Origin of the sequence: Massilia sp. WG5, assembly GCF_001412595.2 — a bacterium.
In the GTDB taxonomy this organism is placed as follows: Bacteria; Pseudomonadota; Gammaproteobacteria; order Burkholderiales; family Burkholderiaceae_D; genus Telluria.
In genome coordinates this window covers 5,707,789-5,725,554 of the sequence record NZ_CP012640.2, presented here as the reverse complement: position 1 = coordinate 5,725,554, position 17,766 = coordinate 5,707,789, and the positions used below count along the sequence as shown (strand labels likewise).

20 protein-coding genes and 1 tRNA gene are annotated in these 17,766 nt (G+C 65.6%); 10 read left to right on the top strand and 11 right to left on the bottom strand.

The window, feature by feature from the left end; all coding sequences use genetic code 11:
- Positions 1-12 precede the first annotated feature (12 nt).
- A complete protein-coding gene (locus AM586_RS25560; RefSeq protein WP_047822352.1) occupies positions 13-492 on the bottom strand; it encodes a nuclear transport factor 2 family protein in 480 nt (159 codons plus the stop codon).
- A 7-nt stretch (positions 493-499) separates the two neighbouring features.
- The gene (locus tag AM586_RS25555; protein WP_047822350.1) at positions 500-874 is read right to left on the bottom strand and encodes a DsrE family protein; all 375 of its coding nucleotides are present in this window, start codon (positions 872-874) and stop codon (positions 500-502) included.
- Positions 875-1,134: 260 nt separating this feature from the next.
- On the opposite strand from AM586_RS25555, the gene AM586_RS25550 reads away from it, so the two are divergent.
- Complete coding sequence (locus AM586_RS25550; protein ID WP_047822348.1) at positions 1,135-1,932, top strand: alpha/beta fold hydrolase; 798 nt, start codon at positions 1,135-1,137, stop codon at positions 1,930-1,932.
- A gap of 7 nt (positions 1,933-1,939) precedes the next feature.
- Here AM586_RS25550 and AM586_RS25545 read toward each other — a convergent pair whose 3' ends face one another.
- On the bottom strand, positions 1,940-2,824 hold the full coding sequence (locus AM586_RS25545; RefSeq protein ID WP_047822346.1) for a LysR family transcriptional regulator: 885 nt from the start codon (positions 2,822-2,824) through the stop codon (positions 1,940-1,942).
- Between the two features lie 128 nt (positions 2,825-2,952).
- Between AM586_RS25545 and AM586_RS25540 the strand changes: the two genes are divergently transcribed.
- On the top strand, positions 2,953-3,894 hold the full coding sequence (locus AM586_RS25540; RefSeq protein WP_047822660.1) for a pyridoxamine 5'-phosphate oxidase family protein: 942 nt from the start codon (positions 2,953-2,955) through the stop codon (positions 3,892-3,894).
- Between the two features lie 96 nt (positions 3,895-3,990).
- Here the strand turns inward: AM586_RS25540 and AM586_RS25535 are convergent, their stop codons facing one another.
- The gene (locus AM586_RS25535) at positions 3,991-4,935 is read right to left on the bottom strand and encodes an AraC family transcriptional regulator (protein ID WP_047822344.1); all 945 of its coding nucleotides are present in this window, start codon (positions 4,933-4,935) and stop codon (positions 3,991-3,993) included.
- A gap of 139 nt (positions 4,936-5,074) precedes the next feature.
- On the opposite strand from AM586_RS25535, the gene AM586_RS25530 reads away from it, so the two are divergent.
- Together AM586_RS25530 and AM586_RS25525 are read left to right on the top strand one after the other, a co-directional pair.
- Positions 5,075-5,611, top strand: coding sequence for a carboxymuconolactone decarboxylase family protein (locus tag AM586_RS25530; protein ID WP_047822342.1), 537 nt, complete (start codon positions 5,075-5,077; stop codon positions 5,609-5,611).
- A gap of 107 nt (positions 5,612-5,718) precedes the next feature.
- On the top strand, positions 5,719-7,011 hold the full coding sequence (locus tag AM586_RS25525; protein ID WP_052233299.1) for an EAL domain-containing protein: 1,293 nt from the start codon (positions 5,719-5,721) through the stop codon (positions 7,009-7,011).
- Here AM586_RS25525 and AM586_RS25520 read toward each other — a convergent pair.
- Positions 6,932-7,858 carry a LysR family transcriptional regulator gene (locus AM586_RS25520; RefSeq protein ID WP_047822340.1) on the bottom strand — a complete coding sequence of 309 codons (927 nt, stop codon included), beginning with the start codon at positions 7,856-7,858 and terminating at the stop codon, positions 6,932-6,934. The genes AM586_RS25525 and AM586_RS25520 overlap by 80 nt on opposite strands.
- Before the next feature lie 143 nt (positions 7,859-8,001).
- Here AM586_RS25520 and AM586_RS25515 point away from each other — a divergent pair, with 143 nt between their 5' ends.
- The 6 genes from AM586_RS25515 to AM586_RS25490 all read left to right on the top strand — a co-directional run bounded on the left by AM586_RS25515 (position 8,002) and on the right by AM586_RS25490 (position 12,090).
- Positions 8,002-9,003 (top strand): zinc-dependent alcohol dehydrogenase family protein, encoded by a 1,002-nt coding sequence (locus AM586_RS25515; RefSeq protein WP_047822338.1) that lies wholly within the window; start codon positions 8,002-8,004, stop codon positions 9,001-9,003.
- 11 nt (positions 9,004-9,014) lie between these two features.
- Complete coding sequence (locus AM586_RS25510; RefSeq protein ID WP_047822336.1) at positions 9,015-9,500, top strand: nuclear transport factor 2 family protein; 486 nt, start codon at positions 9,015-9,017, stop codon at positions 9,498-9,500.
- A gap of 56 nt (positions 9,501-9,556) precedes the next feature.
- The gene (locus AM586_RS25505) at positions 9,557-9,757 is read left to right on the top strand and encodes a DUF4148 domain-containing protein (protein WP_047822334.1); all 201 of its coding nucleotides are present in this window, start codon (positions 9,557-9,559) and stop codon (positions 9,755-9,757) included.
- A 99-nt stretch (positions 9,758-9,856) separates the two neighbouring features.
- Positions 9,857-10,600 (top strand): SDR family NAD(P)-dependent oxidoreductase, encoded by a 744-nt coding sequence (locus AM586_RS25500; protein ID WP_047822332.1) that lies wholly within the window; start codon positions 9,857-9,859, stop codon positions 10,598-10,600.
- 4 nt (positions 10,601-10,604) lie between these two features.
- The gene (locus AM586_RS25495; RefSeq protein WP_047822657.1) at positions 10,605-10,922 is read left to right on the top strand and encodes a hypothetical protein; all 318 of its coding nucleotides are present in this window, start codon (positions 10,605-10,607) and stop codon (positions 10,920-10,922) included.
- On the top strand, positions 10,906-12,090 hold the full coding sequence (locus AM586_RS25490) for an EAL domain-containing protein (RefSeq protein ID WP_052233297.1): 1,185 nt from the start codon (positions 10,906-10,908) through the stop codon (positions 12,088-12,090). Before AM586_RS25495 ends, AM586_RS25490 begins: the two co-directional genes overlap by 17 nt.
- A gap of 63 nt (positions 12,091-12,153) precedes the next feature.
- Here the strand turns inward: AM586_RS25490 and AM586_RS25485 are convergent, their stop codons facing one another.
- From AM586_RS25485 to AM586_RS25460, 6 genes are all read right to left on the bottom strand, one after another.
- Positions 12,154-13,083, bottom strand: coding sequence for an AraC family transcriptional regulator (locus AM586_RS25485; RefSeq protein WP_162600608.1), 930 nt, complete (start codon positions 13,081-13,083; stop codon positions 12,154-12,156).
- Positions 13,067-14,497, bottom strand: coding sequence for an aldehyde dehydrogenase family protein (locus AM586_RS25480; protein WP_047822328.1), 1,431 nt, complete (start codon positions 14,495-14,497; stop codon positions 13,067-13,069). Before AM586_RS25480 ends, AM586_RS25485 begins: the two co-directional genes overlap by 17 nt.
- A gap of 186 nt (positions 14,498-14,683) precedes the next feature.
- Positions 14,684-15,703 carry an LLM class flavin-dependent oxidoreductase gene (locus tag AM586_RS25475; RefSeq protein ID WP_047822326.1) on the bottom strand — a complete coding sequence of 340 codons (1,020 nt, stop codon included), beginning with the start codon at positions 15,701-15,703 and terminating at the stop codon, positions 14,684-14,686.
- Positions 15,700-16,023 (bottom strand): zinc-binding dehydrogenase, encoded by a 324-nt coding sequence (locus AM586_RS25470; protein ID WP_047822324.1) that lies wholly within the window; start codon positions 16,021-16,023, stop codon positions 15,700-15,702. Before AM586_RS25470 ends, AM586_RS25475 begins: the two co-directional genes overlap by 4 nt.
- A 226-nt stretch (positions 16,024-16,249) precedes the next feature.
- Positions 16,250-16,343, bottom strand: a tRNA-Ser gene (locus AM586_RS25465).
- A 101-nt stretch (positions 16,344-16,444) separates the two neighbouring features.
- Positions 16,445-17,692 (bottom strand): aspartate kinase, encoded by a 1,248-nt coding sequence (locus tag AM586_RS25460; RefSeq protein ID WP_047822321.1) that lies wholly within the window; start codon positions 17,690-17,692, stop codon positions 16,445-16,447.
- Between the last annotated feature and the right edge of the window lie 74 nt (positions 17,693-17,766).

The following is a 17,766-nucleotide window of genomic DNA, read 5'->3' as shown; positions in this document are numbered from 1 at the left end:
GTTCTATTCCTTTCAGAGTCCGAGTTCGGACAAGCCCGGATGGTCGTCCGGACGGCGCCCCAGGGGCCAATGGAACTTGCGGTCCTGTTCCTGGATCGGCATGTCGTTGATGCACGCGTAACGGTTTACCATCAAGCCATCGGGACCAAACTCCCAGTTCTCGTTACCGTAGGAGCGGAACCAGTTGCCCGAGTCGTCATGCCACTCGTAGGCGTAGCGCACGGCGATGCGCTCGTCGGTGAAGGCCCAGAGCTCCTTGATGAGCCGGTATTCCAGCTCCTTTTTCCATTTCCGGTCCAGGAAGCGGCGCGCCTCATCGCGACCGTTGGCGAATTCGGCGCGGTTGCGCCAGCGTGTATCCAGGCTGTACGCAAGGGCCACCCTGGCCGGGTCGCGGCTGTTCCAGCCATCCTCGGCCAGGCGGATTTTCTCGATCGCGGATTCGCGCGTGAATGGCGGCAGCGGAGGACGGAGTTCGGTAGTCGATGACATGGCGGCCTCAGAAGCTGTAAATGGCATAGCCCTGGCCGGCCAGCTGGGCGATGCTGGGCAGGCCCGAGGTGCCGGGCACGCCATTGTCGCTTACCAGATCGAAGCCGTTCTTCTCGGCCTCCTCGCGCGCGCCGAACACGTCGGCGCACGCACAGGACACACCGGCCACGGTATCGGCGACGGCCTGGTACAGGGCATGCACGGGATGGGAAGCGTCGCCCACCACGCCGGCCCAGCGCGTGCCGGCGCCCTGGAAGTAGACCGCGACCTCGGTACCGCGTTGCTTGAAGTCGTAGGCGGCCGCCAGGCCATTGAACAGGCGTCCGAGGGCCTCCTCGCCGCCGTGTTTCGGGTCCGAGAGAATGATGATGGCTGCTTTCATGATGCGTCCTTGTAGAAGTGGGCGGCCGGCGGCCTGGTCGGGTATGCCGCTTTGATGTCGGCATGGACCCATTCTAGGGACGCCTTTCTGCTGGAAAAATGGCGCAGAGGGAAATTCATTATTTCGGCCAGCGGAACAGCGCACCGGGTCCGGTTCATTCTTGCGAATCACGAAAATCTGAATTCCAATCTGCGCCCTTGTGCTTCGTTCCGCCGGTTCGGACAATGCCGGGTTCTCCTACCAACCTGAAAGCCCACAGCATGACATTCCAAAGGCGCGCCCTGCTTGCCACCCTCGCCTCCCTTTCCATCCTGGCCCTGCCGTCCGGCGCGCAAGCGGCGCGGGACCGCCTGGCCAGGCCCAGCATCGTGCTGGTGCATGGCGCCTTCGCCGATACGTCGAGCTGGGATGGCGTCGCCGCGAAGCTCCTGGCCGACGGCTACCCGGTCATCGAGGTCGCCAATCCGTTGCGCGGCGTCAGCAGCGATGCCGCAGCCGTAGCAGGCATCGTCAAGAGCATTGCCGGTCCGGTCGTGCTGGTCGGGCATTCATATGGCGGGTCCGTGATCTCGGCAGCCGCGAACGGTAACGACAAGGTCAGGAGCCTGGTATTCGTCGCGGCCTTCGCACCGGATGCCGGCGAAACCGCACTCGGATTGAGCGGCAGGTTCCCGGGATCGACGCTGGCGCCGGCGCTCGCTGCGCCAGTGCCCCTGGCGAACGGCGGCGCTGATCTCTACATCCAGCAGGACAAGTTTCCGCAGCAGTTTGCCGCGGATCTTCCACGCGCCAGGGCAAGGTTGATGGCCGCGGGGCAGCGCCCCATCCTTGACGCGGCCTTGAAGGAAGCGTCCGGCACGCCCGCCTGGAAACATCTCCCGTCCTACTTCGTGTACGGCAAGCTCGACAAGAATATCCCGCCGGCGGCCCTGGCGTTCATGGCCGAACGGGCGCACTCCCGCCATACGCTCGCGATCGACGGGGCTTCGCATGTGGTGATGACGTCGCATCCGGCAGCGGTCGCCAGGCTGATCGAGGAAGCGGCGACGGCTGAATAATTCAGGCTCAGCCCTGCAGATGAGGATGGGCGCGCAGGCGCTCTGCAGCGATGTCGATGAAAGCCCTGACCTTGGCCGAGCCGTGCCGCCCCTCGCGGTGGACGAGGTGCACCGGCCAGGGTTCTTCCTCGAACTCTTGCAACAGCAGGCACAGCGTACCCCGCTCGACCGCCTCCGCAACCTGGTAGGACAGCAGGCGTGTCACGCCGAGACCGCTGACGGCGGCATCGAGCGCGGCATCGTTGCTGGTGACGACCAGGCGCGGCCTCATGCGCACGCTGAGGGCTTCCCCGCCGTGCCCGAAGTGCCATTCGACCCGCGGCGATACCGCGCTCGAGGACAAGACCGTATGCTGCAGCAGGTCGGACGGGTGGCGGGGAATGCCGTATGTTTCCAGATAGGCCGGCGCCGCGCACAGCACGCGGCGGATCTGCCCGACCCGCAGTGCGCGCAAGCTCGAATCCGGCAAGTGGCCGATGCGCACCGCCACATCCAGCCCTTCCTCCACCACATTGACCACACGGTCGACGAACTGCGCGCTGACCTCGACCTGGGGATAGCGACGCATGTACTCGGTAATGCATGGCATGATGAAGGCCCTTCCGAACAGCACCGGCGCAGTGAGCGACAACTGCCCGCGAGGCTCGGCGTTGATGCCGCCGACGGCGTCGTTGGCCTCGGCGATGCTGGCCAGGATGGCGCGGCTGTCGTCGAAATACTGGCGCCCGGCGTCCGTCAGGCGTACGTTGCGCGTGGTGCGCAGCAGCAGGCGCGCGCCGAGCTGGTCCTCGAGTGCGACGATGGCGCGCGTCACCGCCGCCGGCGAGATGTCGAGCCGCCGCGCGGCAGAGGCGAAACCGCCCTCTTCACCGACCGTTACGAAGACCTGCATCAGGTGGATCTGGTCGATATGCTTTCTCCCTGCGAAACAATGAATTGCGGGCGGCGCCGATTCCGCTCCCGGGCATTATTTCCGAAAATGCTCCCATCGACAATCAGCACGCCAGCGAGGAGCATCCCTTGCCGACATCCCCATTCCATCCAGGCGAGCGCGCCGTCCAGCTGCGCGCCGGCGAAGCCGCTATCGCGGACCGCAACGGCGGCTTGATCGCGGCCACCATCCTGGGCAGCGCCCGCCCCTTCATCCAGAAGCAGTTCATGGTCGTGCTGGCCAGCGTCGACGCGCACGGACGCGCGTGGTCGTCGGTCGTGTACGGGCAGCCCGGCTTCGTCCGCGCCGAGGGCGATGCCGCGATCGTGCTCGATGTCCCGGCCGGACGGCGCGACCCCGCCGATCCGCTCTGGGCCAACCTCGAGGCCAAGCCGGTGCTGGGCATGCTGTTCATCGAACTGGGCACGCGGCGCCGCTACCGCGTGAACGGCCAGCTAGGCCGCTACGACGCGGACGGCCTCGAGATCGCGGTGCGGGAAGCCTATCCGAACTGCCCGAAGTACATCCAGAAACGCGAGCTGCGCGCGCTGGACATCGACCTTGCGGCCGACGGCACGGCCGGCGGCGTGGCGACGGGCGCCGCCATCGCCGGCAGCGTCGCGACGCTGGTGCACGCCGCGGACACCCTGTTCATCGCCAGCTCCCATCCCGACAGCGGCGCCGACGCCTCGCATCGCGGCGGTCCGCGCGGTTTCGTGCAGGTCGTGGGCCCCTCCACCCTGCGCATTCCGGACTACCGTGGCAACAGCATCTTCAATACCTTCGGCAACCTGGAACTCGATCCGCACGTGGGTCTGTGCATTCCTGACTTCGAGGGCGGGCGCCTGCTGCAGCTGAGCGGGCGGGCGCGCCTGCTATGGGACCAGGACGATGCCACCCAGGCCAGCGGCGGCACCGGGCGCTTCCTGGAAATCGAGGTGGAACGCTGGATCCTGCGCCAGGCGGCCCGGCGCCTCGAGTGGGAATACCTGGACGCCTCGCCCTTCAATCCGCCCGTCCAGGGCGCCTGAGCCAAGCGCCATCGCTGGATGCCGTAGGTTCCGTCCTCCCGAACGCCGCCGCGACCGAGGCATGTTCCCGGAGCTCGGCCGGGTGATGCAGGCCGTTCATCCCTTCCCCGGCTCCACCCTGAGGCCGGCCGCGATGCCGCGCCGGTAGCTGCCGGGAGCAATCCCGTAATAGCGTTTGAAGACCCGGTTGAACGCCGCTTCGGACTGGTAACCGACCCGTTCGGCGACCTCTCCCATTTGCAGCCGCCCCTCGCCGAGCAGCACGGCGGCCCTGGCCATGCGCGTCCGGGTCAGGATCTCGGCAGGCGTCGCGTTGGCCGCCTTCTGGAACACCCTGGCGAAAGTCGCGCGCGACATGTTGCAGGCGGCAGCCAGCTCCGCCAGCTGCCACGGGTGTTCCGGCGCTGCGAGCATGCCCTGCAGGGCAGACCGCAGGCGCGGTTCGGCCAGCAGGGCGAACAGGCCCGGCGTCGAGGCAGTCTGCTCCATCCAGGCACGCATCAACAGCGCGAACAAGGCCGAAGCCAGCTGCGAGATCACGGCGCGCGCACCGGGACGCTCGCTCTCGGTCTCGACTCGCAACATCTCGAGCAGGCTGCGCAGCATCACCAGGTCGCCACGCTCGCGCGTCCGGATGTGCACCACGTCGGGCAAGGCCGCCAGCAACGCGTTGGCCTTGCCATGGCTGAACTCGAATTGCCCGCACAGGATGCCGGTCTCGGGCGCATCTCCCTCGTTGTACAGCAGGCGCAATGGACCGCCGTCCTGTTCCCGTGCCGCTACCGGCGCTTCCAGTCCCCCCTCCGAATACAGGCGGTGCGGGCTGCCGGTCGGGAATAAAACGATGTCGCCGGGCTCCAGCCGGATGTCCTTTTGCCCGCCGACCTCGAGGCGGCCGCCACCGCGCACGACCAGGTGGTATGGCGCCACCCCGGCGCCGCTGCCGCCATGGTCCAGCACCCAGGCAGCGCCGAAGCGACAGCGGATGTCGAGCGCGGTCCGCACCGGATACAGCGATAAAAGCTGGCTCAGGCTACCCATGGAAACTCCAATTGAGACGAATGAGCAAATTATAGTCAGTTTCGAGCATTCAACATAACAGGGGGCGGGCCTACACTGTTCTACATGCCGGAACACAAGAGAACCGGCACCGCGTACTTAACCAGCCAAAGGAAATATCATGACCCGTCTTCACACTGTCACCCCCGCACAAGCGACCGGCCACGCCGCCGAACTCTTCGCCGGCATCAAAAAGGCGGTCGGCATGCTGCCGAATGCCTATGCCGTGATCGGCTCCAACAGCCCGTCCGCCCTGCAAGCCGCACTCGACCTGGATCGCACGCTGGGCAAGAGCAGCCTGTCCGCCAGGCAGATCGAAGCCGTCAAATTGGCAGTCAGCGCCGTCGCCGCATGCGACTACTGCCTGGCGGCGCACACGCTGATGGGCAAGCACGCCGGCCTGAGCCGTGACACGATGATCGCGATCCGGAGCGGAAATCCGACCGGGGACGCGGCGATCGACGCCCTGACCGGCTTCGCACGGCTGCTGGTCGGCAGTTCGGGCACCGTGGCGGCCGAGCAGGTGGCGGCGGTCAAGGCGGCCGGCTACAGCGACGCCCAGATCGTCGACACCCTGCTGGTGATCGCCGCCATCACGTTCACGAACCTGGTAAACCGGGTGAACGACACCGTGATCGACTTCCCGGCGATCGCCTGACCGAACCGGGGCGAATGCCCGGTCCTTGCAGGCGCATCGGAACGAGCTTGACGCTCCGGACATATCGGCGGATAAGGGTGTGATCGGCATCGGCGAGGAGGCACGCCATGGCTACCGTCACCAAAAGCGAGATTGTGCAGGGCCTGCGCCGCGGCGAGTTCATCCTCCACTACCAGCCGAAGGCATCTCTCCTCACCAACCGCATCGTCGGCGCCGAGGCGCTGGCGCGGTGGCGCCGTCCGGACGGCAAGCTGGTGCCGCCGGGGGTCTTCATCCCGGTGGCCGAACGCAGTCCCCTGATCAAGGAACTCACGCTCCGGCTTCTGACCAGGCTGCTGGAAGACCTCGGCGACAAGGGTCTCGGCAAGGAGTTGTCCGTATCCTTCAACGTCTCCGCCCGCGATCTCGAGGACGGCCCCCTGACGCATGCCATCCTGCACGCCATGGCGCACCAGCGCCTGTCGCCGGGCGCCCTCGAACTCGAGATCACCGAGACACAAGCCCTGGAAGGCGGCGAACGCATGCTTGCGCACGTGCAGGAGCTGGGGGAGGCCGGGGTCGGCCTGGCGATGGACGATTACGGCATCGGCTACTCCAGCATGGATACGCTCAGCCAGTGGCCGTTCACCACCATCAAGCTGGACCAGGGCATCGTCGGGCGCATGCTCGGCTCGCCCAAGAACGCGACCATCGTCCGCTCCTCGATCCGGCTCGGCCATGAGCTCGGCCTGAACGTGGTCGCGGAAGGGGTGGAAACGCCGGACCAGTACGATTTCCTGGTCGAGGCCGGCTGCCGGGTGGCCCAAGGCTACCTGGTCAGTCCGCCGCTGCCGATGGACGAATTCGAAGTGTTCCGCCACAACATCAGCAAGTGCCGCGGGATGCCGATCGGGCTGGTGCACATGGCGATCGTCGACCACGTCCAGTGGCGCCGCCAGATGGTCAGCTACGCGATCCAGCGCGCCGCTTTGCCGCCGGATTCGCCGATTCGCCAGCTCGACGGCTTTCCCGCGCTGTGCGTGACCCAGTGCGCGCTCGGCAAGTGGTATGTCGGCGAAGGCAGCTACTTTGCCGGCAACCCAATGTACCAGGCGATCGACGCGCCGCACCGGGCGCTGCACGATGCCGGCGCCGCGATCGTCGGCCGAGTGCGCGCTGGCGCCGGCTTTCGGGACATGGTGCCGCTGCTGTACGAGCTCAAGCAGGTGTCGGCGATCCTGCTCCGCCTGCTGGAAGATCTGGAGGACGCCGGACTGGAAGCCCTGTACACCGCGCCGGCGCCGGAATGCCCGAATGCCCGAATGCCCGAATGCGTGACATTCAGCGGGCGCCGGGCCCCGGGCGGAGCCCATGACCACCCGCCCGGAAGATCTCATGGAGGAACTCGACGAACACCTTGACCTTGGCGGCGCGTCCCTGCCTCTGCTGGAACAGCACCGCCACGTCCGGCCCCGGCGCCGTCCAGTCCGTCAATAACGGCACCAGGGCGCCGCTCTGGATCCTGTTCTGCACCGAGATCGACAGCACCTGGATGATGCCGCCGCCGGCGATTGCCGCGCCGATCAGGCTTTCGACATGATCGGTGACGAAGACACCGCGCGGCACGAGCGAGCTGGCCTGGCCATCGCGCTGGAAGTACCAGGGACGGATCCGGCGCGACTTCGGATAGACGAAGTTCAGACATTCGAAACCATCCAGGTCCTCCGGCGACGCCGGGCTGCCGCGCCGGGCCAGGTAATCCGGCGCGGCGCAGCAGACGTAGTGCGTGCCCGCCAGGGTCTGCGCCACCAGGCGCGAGTCGAGCAGGTTGCCGATCCTGACCAGCACATCGATGCCCTCGTCCACCATGTCGACCAGCCGGTCGTTGGCGCTCATGCGCACTGTGACTTCGGGATAGCTCTGGAGGAAGCGCGGCAGCGCCGGGGAAACGATCTGCGTGCCGAAGATGCCCGGCATATCGACCCGCAACAGGCCGCTCGGTGCGGTGGTGGAATGACGCAGGACGTCTTCGAGCTCGTTCATGTCCGCCAGCAGGCGCATGGCGTTCTCGTAGCACTGGCGCCCCTCGTCGGTGACGGACATGCTGCGCGTGGTCCGGTGGAGCAGCTTGACGCGAAAGCGTGCCTCGAGCGCCGCCACGTGGTTGGTGACCGATGAGGTGGAGATCCCGAGGCGGTCGGCCGCACGCCTGAACCCTCCCGTATCCACGACACTGCAGAACACTTTCAAGGCCTCCAAACGATCCATGCTCTTCCTTCTCCACGTCCCGCAAGGACAGCATTGTACCCCTCCGATTGTGCAAGGAATCGAAATACTGCATTGATCACCACCCTGTTTATCCGCACAGGAGCCGCTCCTACACTGGCTCATACCGTTCAAAAGGAGTGATCATGAATACCCCAGCCACCATGAAAGCAGTCGTTCTGCAAGCCTTCGGCGAGCCGATGGTCCTGACCGAAGTCGCCCGCCCCACGGCCGGTCCCGGCCAGGTGCTGGTCCGGATCGAAGCGAGCGGCGCGAACCCGCTGGACACCAAGATCGCGGCCGGCAAGGCCGACCACGCCCGTCCCGTCCTGCCCGCCATCCTCGGTATCGACATGGCCGGCGTGGTCGAAGCGGTCGGCGATGGCGTCGCTGCATTCCAGCCGGGCGACGAGGTCTACGGCATGACCGGCGGCATCGCCGGCGTGCAGGGCTCCCTGGCCCAGTACGCCGCCGTCGATGCCGAATTGCTGGCCCACAAGCCGAAGAACATGTCGATGCGCGAAGCCGCCGCCCTGCCCCTGGTCTTCATCACTGCCTGGGAAGGCCTGGTCGACCGTGCCCGGGTCGGGCCAGGCGCCAAGGTGCTGGTGCATGGCGGCGCCGGCGGCGTCGGCCACATCGCGGTGCAGATTGCGCGCGCATTCGGCGCCGAGGTCTATGCGACCGGCGAAGCCAGCCAGCGCGCGGCCATCGAGGGATATGGCGCGACCGCCATCGATTTCAGGACCAGCACCGTGGAAGACTATGTCGATCGCCACACCGGCGGCGAAGGCTTCGATATCGTGTACGACACTGTCGGCGGCGCAACCCTCGACGCGTCGTTCCGCGCGGTACGCCTGTATGGCGGACACGTCGTCAGCTGCCTGGGCTGGGGCACGCATGCGCTGGCCCCGCTTTCGTTCCGCGCGGCGACCTATTCCGGTGTGTTCACCCTGCTGCCGCTCATCCGCGGCAAGGGACGCGCCGCCCATGGCGCCATCATGCGCGAAGCCACCCGCCTCGTCGAGGCCGGCAAGATCGAGGTGCGGCTTGATCCGACCACCTATACCCTGGCCGATGCGAATACCGCCCACCGCGACCTCATCGACGGCAAGGCCGACGGCAAGCTCGTGATCTCGGTCGCATGAAGGAGAGAAGAATGAGCGACCAACGACAAGTACAAGAGGTGCTCGCACGCTATGTGCGGGCGGCGGACCGGCGCGACGGAGCGGCGATGAGCAGCCTGTTCATCGCGGAGGCCCGCGTCGAAATCCATGAGGGCCAGCAGGCGCCCCGGCAAATTGGCCTGATCCAGGGCTCGGGCGCCATCGGCGCAGCGGTCGCGGGCATGATGAAACCGCACCCTGCCGGTGGCTGGAGCCATCATACGACCCACGATCCGATCATCGATATCGATGGGGATGTCGCGACCATCGATGCCCAGTTCATCGTCTACGATACGATCGGCGCGACCAAGCCGGCGGCGGGCTGGCCCGGCAGTGCGTTCGGCGCCCAAGGGCGCGTCGTACCGATCGAAGCGGGCTATTACCGCTCGCGCCTGGTCCGCGAGGACGGGCAATGGAAGATCGATCTTCATCGTATCTATCTCGATCTGCCGATGGCCTTCCCCGACGCCGGCACCTGAGCCGTCTGCCACCTGTCCGGGCGCAATCGGCACAACAACACCATTTCCTTAATGTCATGAACCTGCTACCCCTGGTCCCCGTCGTCCTCGTCGCCGCCCTGGCCGGCTGCGCTTCCACCACCGATGGCGCTGCCGGCGATCCGGTCGGCGCCCGCGTCCGGGCCGAGCTGGCACGAGCCAGGGCCGACGGCACCTATCCACTGACCGAAGCGCAATACGTGTATCCGAACTGGCCTGAACTGCACAAGACTCCCTGAAAATCGGCCTTCATCGGCTCTGTCTCGACGTACCGATGGCCTTCCCCGGGTTCCCGCCACGTCATCAAACCATACCGACTTTATTCAAGGATTCGAAACATGCGTGTCATTCTTATCACCGGCGGCAGCCGCGGCATCGGCGCCAGCACCGCGATCCAGTGTGCCCGCCAGGGCTTTGGCGTCATCCTGACCTACCGGCAGGACATGGCAGCCGCACTCGATGTGGTCGGCCGCATCCAGCAGGAGGGCGGCAAGGCCGCCACCCTGTCACTGGACCTGGGCGAGACCGCCGGCTTCACCGCCTTCCGCACCGCAGTGCAGGAGACACTGGAGGTCTGTTGGGGCAAACGGCAGCTCGGCGGCCTGGTCAACAATGCCGGCTACGGCTTGTTCGAGCCTATCGCGAAGGTCACGGAAGCCCAGTTCGACGGCCTGATGGATGTGCACCTGAAGGGACCGTTCTTCCTGACACAGGCACTCCTGCCCGTCCTGGAAGACGGCGCCAGTATCGTGAACGTCACCAGCGCAACGACGCGCGTCGCCACTGCCGGCGTTGCCCCATACGCCGCTTTCAAGGGCGGCCTCGACGTACTGACCCGGTACATGGCGAAGGAATTCGGTGACAGGCGCATCCGTGTGAACGCCGTGTCCCCGGGCCCGGTCCGTACCGAACTGGGCGGCGGCCTGACGCCCGAGTTCGAAGCACTGTTGGCATCCCAGACCGCCCTGGGACGGATCGGCGAGCCGGAAGACGTCGGCCGCGTCATCGCGACGCTGCTGTCCGACCACGGCGGCTGGATCAACGGACAGTCGGTCGAGGTGGCCGGTGGCTATGTGGTCTGACGCCATGCTCGACAGCGAAGCGATCGAGATCGTCACGTTCCGGCTGGTGCGCGGCGTTTCCTTTGCCGACTTCGTCGAGGCGAACCGCGATGTGGACGCCTGGCTGAAGCTGCAGCCGGGATTCCGGTCCCGCCGGATCGCCGAAGAGCGAGACGCCCGTATTGTCGATGTCCTGCTGTGGGATTCCGGGGCCGCAGCCCGTAGCGCGATGCACAAGCTGATGAGTGAGCTGGCCGGTTCACCGGTGCATGCGCTCATCGACCACGCGACGGTTACCTGGACTGTTGCCGAGATCAGGCACAAGCATGCAATCGATCACTGAGGTCGACCTCGCCGAGGGATTACGGAACCGGGAATTCCTCTTGCACTACCAGCCGAAGTTTTCGTTGGTCACGAACGAGATCGTCGGCGCCGAGGCACTTGCCCGCTGGCGCCGTCCCGATGGCATGCTGTTGCCGCCGTCGGCCTTCATTCCGCTCGCGGAGCGAACGGGCGCGATCAAGGAGCTGACGCTGCAACTCCTGGCCCGTCTCGTGCACGACCTGGATTCCGCCGGGCTGGACCAGAGCCTCTGCGTATCGCTCAATGTCACGGCCCAGGACTTCGAGGACGACATGCTTACCAATGCGCTTCTCGACGCCATCGCCGCCGGCGCCCTTCGGCCGTGCTCGCTCGAGCTCGAGATTACCGAGACTCAGGCGCTGTCGGGCGGCACGCGCGTCCAGGAACAGCTTCGCCTGCTCACCGATACCGGCATCGGCCTGGCGATGGACGACTACGGGATCGGTTACTCGAGTATCGACACGCTGAGCCAATGGCCCTTCACCACGATCAAGCTGGACCAGGGCATCATCGGACGCATGCTCGCATCGAGCAAGGACGCGACCATCGTCCGCTCGTCGATCCGGCTGGGGCATGAGCTCGGCGTGACCGTCGTCGCCGAGGGCGTCGAGGCTTTGGTGCAGCAGGACTTCCTGGCCGAAGCAGGATGCCGGCTGGTGCAGGGCTACCTGGTCAGCAGCCCGCTGCCACTGGATGAATTCCAGCTTTTTCGCCATCACAATCACAGGTGCCATCGAATTTCACCCGGGCTGGCACATATGGCGCTGATCGACCACGTCCAGTGGCGCCGGCAAATGCTTCGTTATGCGATCCGCGCGGCGTCCCTGCCGCCCTCGCACCCGATCCGCCAGTCGGAAACCCACCCGATCCTGTGCGAGAACAGCTGTGCGTTCGGGCGATGGTACGTGGACGCAGGCGACAGCGCTGTCGTCACTGCAAGTTACCGGGAACTCGCGGCGCCGCATGCAGACCTGCACCGTCTCGGCAAGCAAATCGTCGACCGCGTGCGCAGGGACGCCACGTTCGAGGACATTGCTCCCATATTATTCGATCTGAAGCAGGTATCGAACGAGCTCGTTCGCCTGCTGGAAGACCTGGAGGACGCCGGCCTGCACGTCCTTTACGGTACCGATACCGCATTCAGCTGATCCGGCCGGCCATCGCCGCCATGCCGCCCTCGTCGCCCAGGGGGCTGGTTCCGAAGGCTGGAACTAGGGTTGCGGCACGGTCGACTGCAAGCGCAACTGCTCGATATCCTTCAGCGGCGGCGCCCCGAAGAGCCGCCGGTACTCCCGGCTGAACTGGGATGGGCTTTCATAGCCGACCTCGTAAGCGACGTTTGCCGCCTCGGCCTTCCCGCTCATCAAGATCTTGCGCGCCTCGAGCAGCCGCACCTGCTTCTGGTATTGCAGGGGGCTCATCACGGTGGCGGCCTTGAAGCGGCGATGCAGGACCGAGGGGCTCATGTGCACTGCGCGCGCCAGCGCATCGATGCTCAGCGGCCGGTTGTAATGCGTGCGGATCCAGTTGATCGCTTCGCCGACGGCACGTTCGCGCTGGCCCCCGGCAGCGCCGCTGGCGAGACTCGCCCCGCCTGGTCCGCTGATCAGGTGGTAGATCAGCTCCTGCTTCAGCAGGCGCCCCAGGACCGGGAGGTCGCGCGGCCTGTCGAGCATGCGCAGCAGGCGCACGAAGACCTCGAGCAGCACCTCGTCGGCTCGCTCGACCGTCACGACCGCCGAGCCGCCCTGCATGGCGGGCAACTGCAGCCCCATCTCGAGCGCGGCGGCCGAGATTTCCCTGGGATCGAGCTCGACGCGGATCCCGTAGTAAGGGGCAGCCGTACTGGCGCGGATCACCTGGCCGGACACCGGCACCGCCATCCCCGCCTGCACGTAGCAGCCGGCGCCGTAGCGCAGGACCTGATGGCCGACCAGCATCTCCTTTTCGCCCTGCACCAGCAGGCAGACCGATGGCGACAACATGCCATGCCCGACGGGCGTGGGCGCTGTGCGACGCAACAGCCACAACCACGGCAGCGCGGTCGGCAGGTCGAAGGCTTCCGTCGGTGCGCTGCGCATGCGCCGGTCGACCATTGCGCACAGCGTGCCGGCGATGTCCTTGTCAGAGCAGCTTGTCATGGCCCATGATCGCTTTCGGTTCCAGGTAGGCTTCGAACCCATGGACGCCGAATTCTCGTCCGAGCCCCGATTGTTTGAAGCCGCCGAACGGCGCTTCCGGCGCATCATACATCCCATTCACGAATACGCGGCCGGCAACGATGTCAGCGGCCACCCGGTTGGCGCGCGCCAGGTCTGCCCCGAACACGTAGGCCTGCAAGCCATAGGGCGTGTCGTTGGCGATGGCGATCGCCTCGTCGTCGTCACGGTAGCCGATGATGCACAGCACGGGACCGAAGATTTCCTCGCGGGCGATGACCATGTCGTTGCGGACATGGCCGAACACGGTGGGCCGCACGAAGTAGCCGCGCGCGAGGTCCTCGGGCCGCCCGGGACCTCCGGCCAGCAGAGTCGCGCCCTCTTCGATGCCGGTACGGATATACGCTTGCACGCGCTCGTACTGCTTGCGCGTCACCAGCGGCCCGACGTTCACGCGAGGGTCGCCTGTCGGGCCGACGACCAGGTCGCTGAAGGCGGCCACCGCCAGCGCATGCGCCTCGTCGATGCGGCTGTCGGGCACCAGCAGGCGCGTGCCGGCGATGCAGGCCTGGCCGTTGTTCATCACGGCGGCCGACGCCGCGAGCGGCATTACCCTGGCGAAGTCGGCGTCGTCGAGCAAGACCGTCGGCGACTTGCCGCCCAGTTCCAGGGTAACGCGCTTGAGCGTGTCGACCGCGCCGCGCGCGATCGCCTTGCCGACCGCGGTCGATCCGGTGAACGAGATCTTGGCGATATCCGGATGGCGGGTAATCTCGGCACCGACGGTATCGCCGCGCCCGGTAACGATGTTGACCACGCCCGGCGGCAGCCCGGCCTGGTGCAGAAGGCGCGTGAAAAGCGCGGTTTGCGCGGCACTGAGCTCGCTCGGCTTGATCACCGCGCTGCTGCCGGCCGCGATCGCCATCGACAGTTTGCTGGCGATGAAACCGATGTTTGCATTCCACGGCGTAATCATGCCGACCACGCCATGCGGAACCATGACAACGCGCGCGCCGCCGACCTCGCGCTCGAACCTGTAGTCGGCCAGGATGCGGCGCGCGATCGCAAACGATGCCGCCGCGCGACGCGCCGTGCCGCGCGCCATCGCCAGCGTGCCCCCGTATTCCGAGACCATGATGTCGACGATGTCCTGCTCGGCCGCGGCGACCAGATCGTGCAGGCGCTGCAGCCAGTCCATGCGCTGTGCACGCGTCGTGCGCGAGAATGATGGGTAGGCGGCCTTCGCGGCGGCGATGGCGCGCCGGGCGTCGACCTCGTCGGCGAGGATCACGGTCGTACGCTCGCACTCGGTGGCCGGATCGAGGAGTACCAGCGATTCGCGTCCATGGGGGACGACAAATTCGCCGTCGATGTAAATGGTGTCGATAGTTTTCACGGCAGGCTCCTCATTGAATGATCCAGCCATGCTAGAGGAGCAGCGATGCGCAGCGGTAGCAGAAAACTGGCGAAGGATTGCCTGATCCTGCCGCGGAGGCCGGGTCCGGCAGGACCGGTACAGCAAGCCTTGAAGATCGATGCGGCACCCTCGACCGTCCCGGCCGGCCCCTTTCCGGCGCCGTGTTTATCGGCTTGATGCCGCCATCGCCTCACCGCGCAGTCGTGCGACGATTTCAGCCGAGCGAAGCCGGTCGGCAGAGCGATAGAAGTTGGAGCTGAACATCAGTTCGTCGGCCCGGGTGGCGGACAGGACCCGTTCCAGCTCCCGTGCGATGGTCGCGGGACCGCCAATCACTGCCGCGCCCAGCATGCCGCGCACCGCCTGCTCCTCGCCCGGGTTCCAGCGCCGGCCCATGTCGGCAACGGGCGGCAGCATCGTCAGTCCTTCGCCACGAATCAGGGCCAGTCCCCGTTGGAACATTGTGGTGGCGAGGAATTGCGCCATCTTGTCCGAGTCCGCTGCGACCAGCGGAAGGCAAACCATGAGGTAGGGTTGCGCACAGGCGCGCGATGGCTGGAATGTCGAACGGTACAAGTCTGCCGCCGCATGCAGTGCCTGGGGCGCAATATGGGCCGCGAAGGCAAAGGGCAACCCGCGCTCGGCCGCCAGCGCAGCGCCGAAGGTGCCGGATCCCAGAATCCAGACAGGAACCCTGGTTCCGACGCCAGGAACCGCGCGCACGCGTTGGCCGGGGGTTTCCGGCCCCAGCAGCATCTGGATTTCCGCTACCTGATCGGGAAAGCCACCGCCGTCGGCCACGCTGCGCCGCAGCGCACGCATGGTTTCTCCATCCGCGCCGGGCGCGCGGCCGAGGCCCAGATCTATCCGCCCTGGAAACAGGGTCTCCAGCGTACCGAAATTCTCGGCGACCACCAGCGGCGCATGGTTCGGCAACATGATGCCGCCGGCGCCGACCCGCAAGCTGCGGGTCGCGGCGGCGATCCGGCCGATCAGGACCGCGGTGGCCGAACTGGCAACGCCGGAGATGTTGTGATGCTCCGCCAGCCACATCCGGTGAAAGCCGAGGCGTTCGAGATCCCGTCCGTACGCCAGCGCCTCGCTCAAGGCGTCGGCGGTCGAGCCGCCGACCCGCAGGGGAACGACATCCAGCGCCGACAGCGGCGTGCGCGCGAGCAGATTCACTCGACCTCCACGACGATCTTGCCGCGTGCGCTGCCATCCTGCATGGCCGCGTGAGCCCGGCCGGCCTCGTCCATGGAATAGTGGCGTTCGTCCAGCAGGACCTTGATCTTGCCGGCATCCACCAGCTTGGCAGCCTCGGTCATGTCCCATACTTCGTTCCCTGAAGCACATCCTTGGACGCCTTCGCCGACGACTTCGACGACGCTGGCCTTGATGCGCACCAGAACCTGTCCTGGTCCGGCAACGGGGCGTTCCACCTTACTCAGGTTCATTGGTACCTCGAATGCGTTCAGCACAAGCGCTTTCATCGTCTGCTTCATGATCTATTCCGGTAGGTTTGGAATGAAATCAGTCTAATGAGCAGACCGCGGCAGTACAACGAGGCAATAAGGGATGCAGTTTTCAGGAATCCTGAATAAGGTATGCGAAACCAGATCGGATTCGCATTGGCGTCGCATGCTTGACGCCGGAAAACAAAAAACCCGCAAGCCTCATGGTGCTTGCGGGTTCTTTGAATGTTTAAGATTTCTCTAAAACAGTTGTTCCTGGCGGAGGCGGTGGGATTCGAACCCACGATACAGGTTTAAGCCCGTATGCTTCCTTAGCAGGGAAGTGCCTTCGGCCACTCGGCCACGCCTCCAGTCAGCTCTTAACAGTGTTGCTCGTTGTCGCTGAGTGCAAGCATCTTAATGGCCGCACCCCATTTCGTCAAGGAAGCGCAGCCAAAAATATGCGATAAAGTTAAGCTTTCTCCAGATCAAACGCTTTATGCAGGGCGCGTACTGCCAGCTCCATGTATTTTTCGTCGATCAGGACAGAAATCTTGATTTCGGAGGTCGAGATCATCATGATGTTGATGCCCTCTTCCGCCAGGGTGCGGAACATCTGCGAGGCCACGCCGACGTGGCTGCGCATGCCGACGCCGACCGCCGACACCTTCGACACCTTGGCGTCGCCCAGCAGGCGGTCGAAGCCCAGCTCCGCCTTGTTCGCTTCCAGCACGTTCAGCGCGCGCTGGTAGTCGTTGCGCGAGACGGTGAAGGTGAAGTCCGTTTTACCGTCGACCGACACATTCTGTATGATCATGTCGACCTCGATGTTCGCGTCCGAGACCGGGCCGAGGATGTGGTAGGCGACGCCCGGCTTGTCGGGCACGCCGAGGACGGTGATTTTGGCTTCATCGCGGTGGAAGGCGATGCCGGAGATGACGGCTTGTTCCATATTGCTTTCTTCCTCAAACGAAATCAGGGTACCCGACACGGCTTCTTCCTCGAGCGGCATCAGGGGATCGGTCAGCGACGACAGCACGCGCGTCGGAACGCGGTAGTTGCCGGCAAATTCGACGGAGCGGGTCTGCAGCACCTTCGAACCCAGCGATGCCAGTTCCAGCATTTCCTCGAACGTGATCTTCGACAGGCGGCGCGCCTCGTCGACCACGCGCGGGTCGGTCGTGTAGACGCCGTCGACGTCGGTGTAGATCAGGCATTCGTCGGCCTTCATCGCCGCCGCGATCGCGACCGCCGAGGTGTCCGAACCGCCGCGACCCAGGGTCGAGATGTTGCCCTCTTCGTCCATGCCCTGGAAGCCGGTGATGATCACGATCCTGCCGGCGTCGAGGTCGGCGCGCACGCGCGTGTCGTCGATCGACTGGATGCGCGCCTTGGTGAAGGCGGAGTCGGTGCGGATGCCCACTTGCCAGCCGGTGTAGGACACGGCGTCCTTGCCGCGCGCCAGCAGCGCCATCGCCAGCAGGCCGACCGAGACCTGCTCGCCGGTCGAGGCGATCATGTCCAGTTCGCGCGGGTCCGGCTGCGCCATAATCTCTTTCGCCAGGCCGATCAGGCGGTTGGTTTCGCCGGACATTGCCGAGGGGACGACGACGATCTGGTGGCCGGCATCGTGCCATTTGGCGACGCGGGCCGCGACGTTCTTGATGCGGTCCGTCGATCCCATCGACGTGCCGCCGTATTTGTGGACTATTAAAGCCATGACAGTGGGGATTTCCGCTTGTAAAAATTAGAAGGGGTCTTAAACTCTACATGCTGCGGTGCAAAATCACAAGC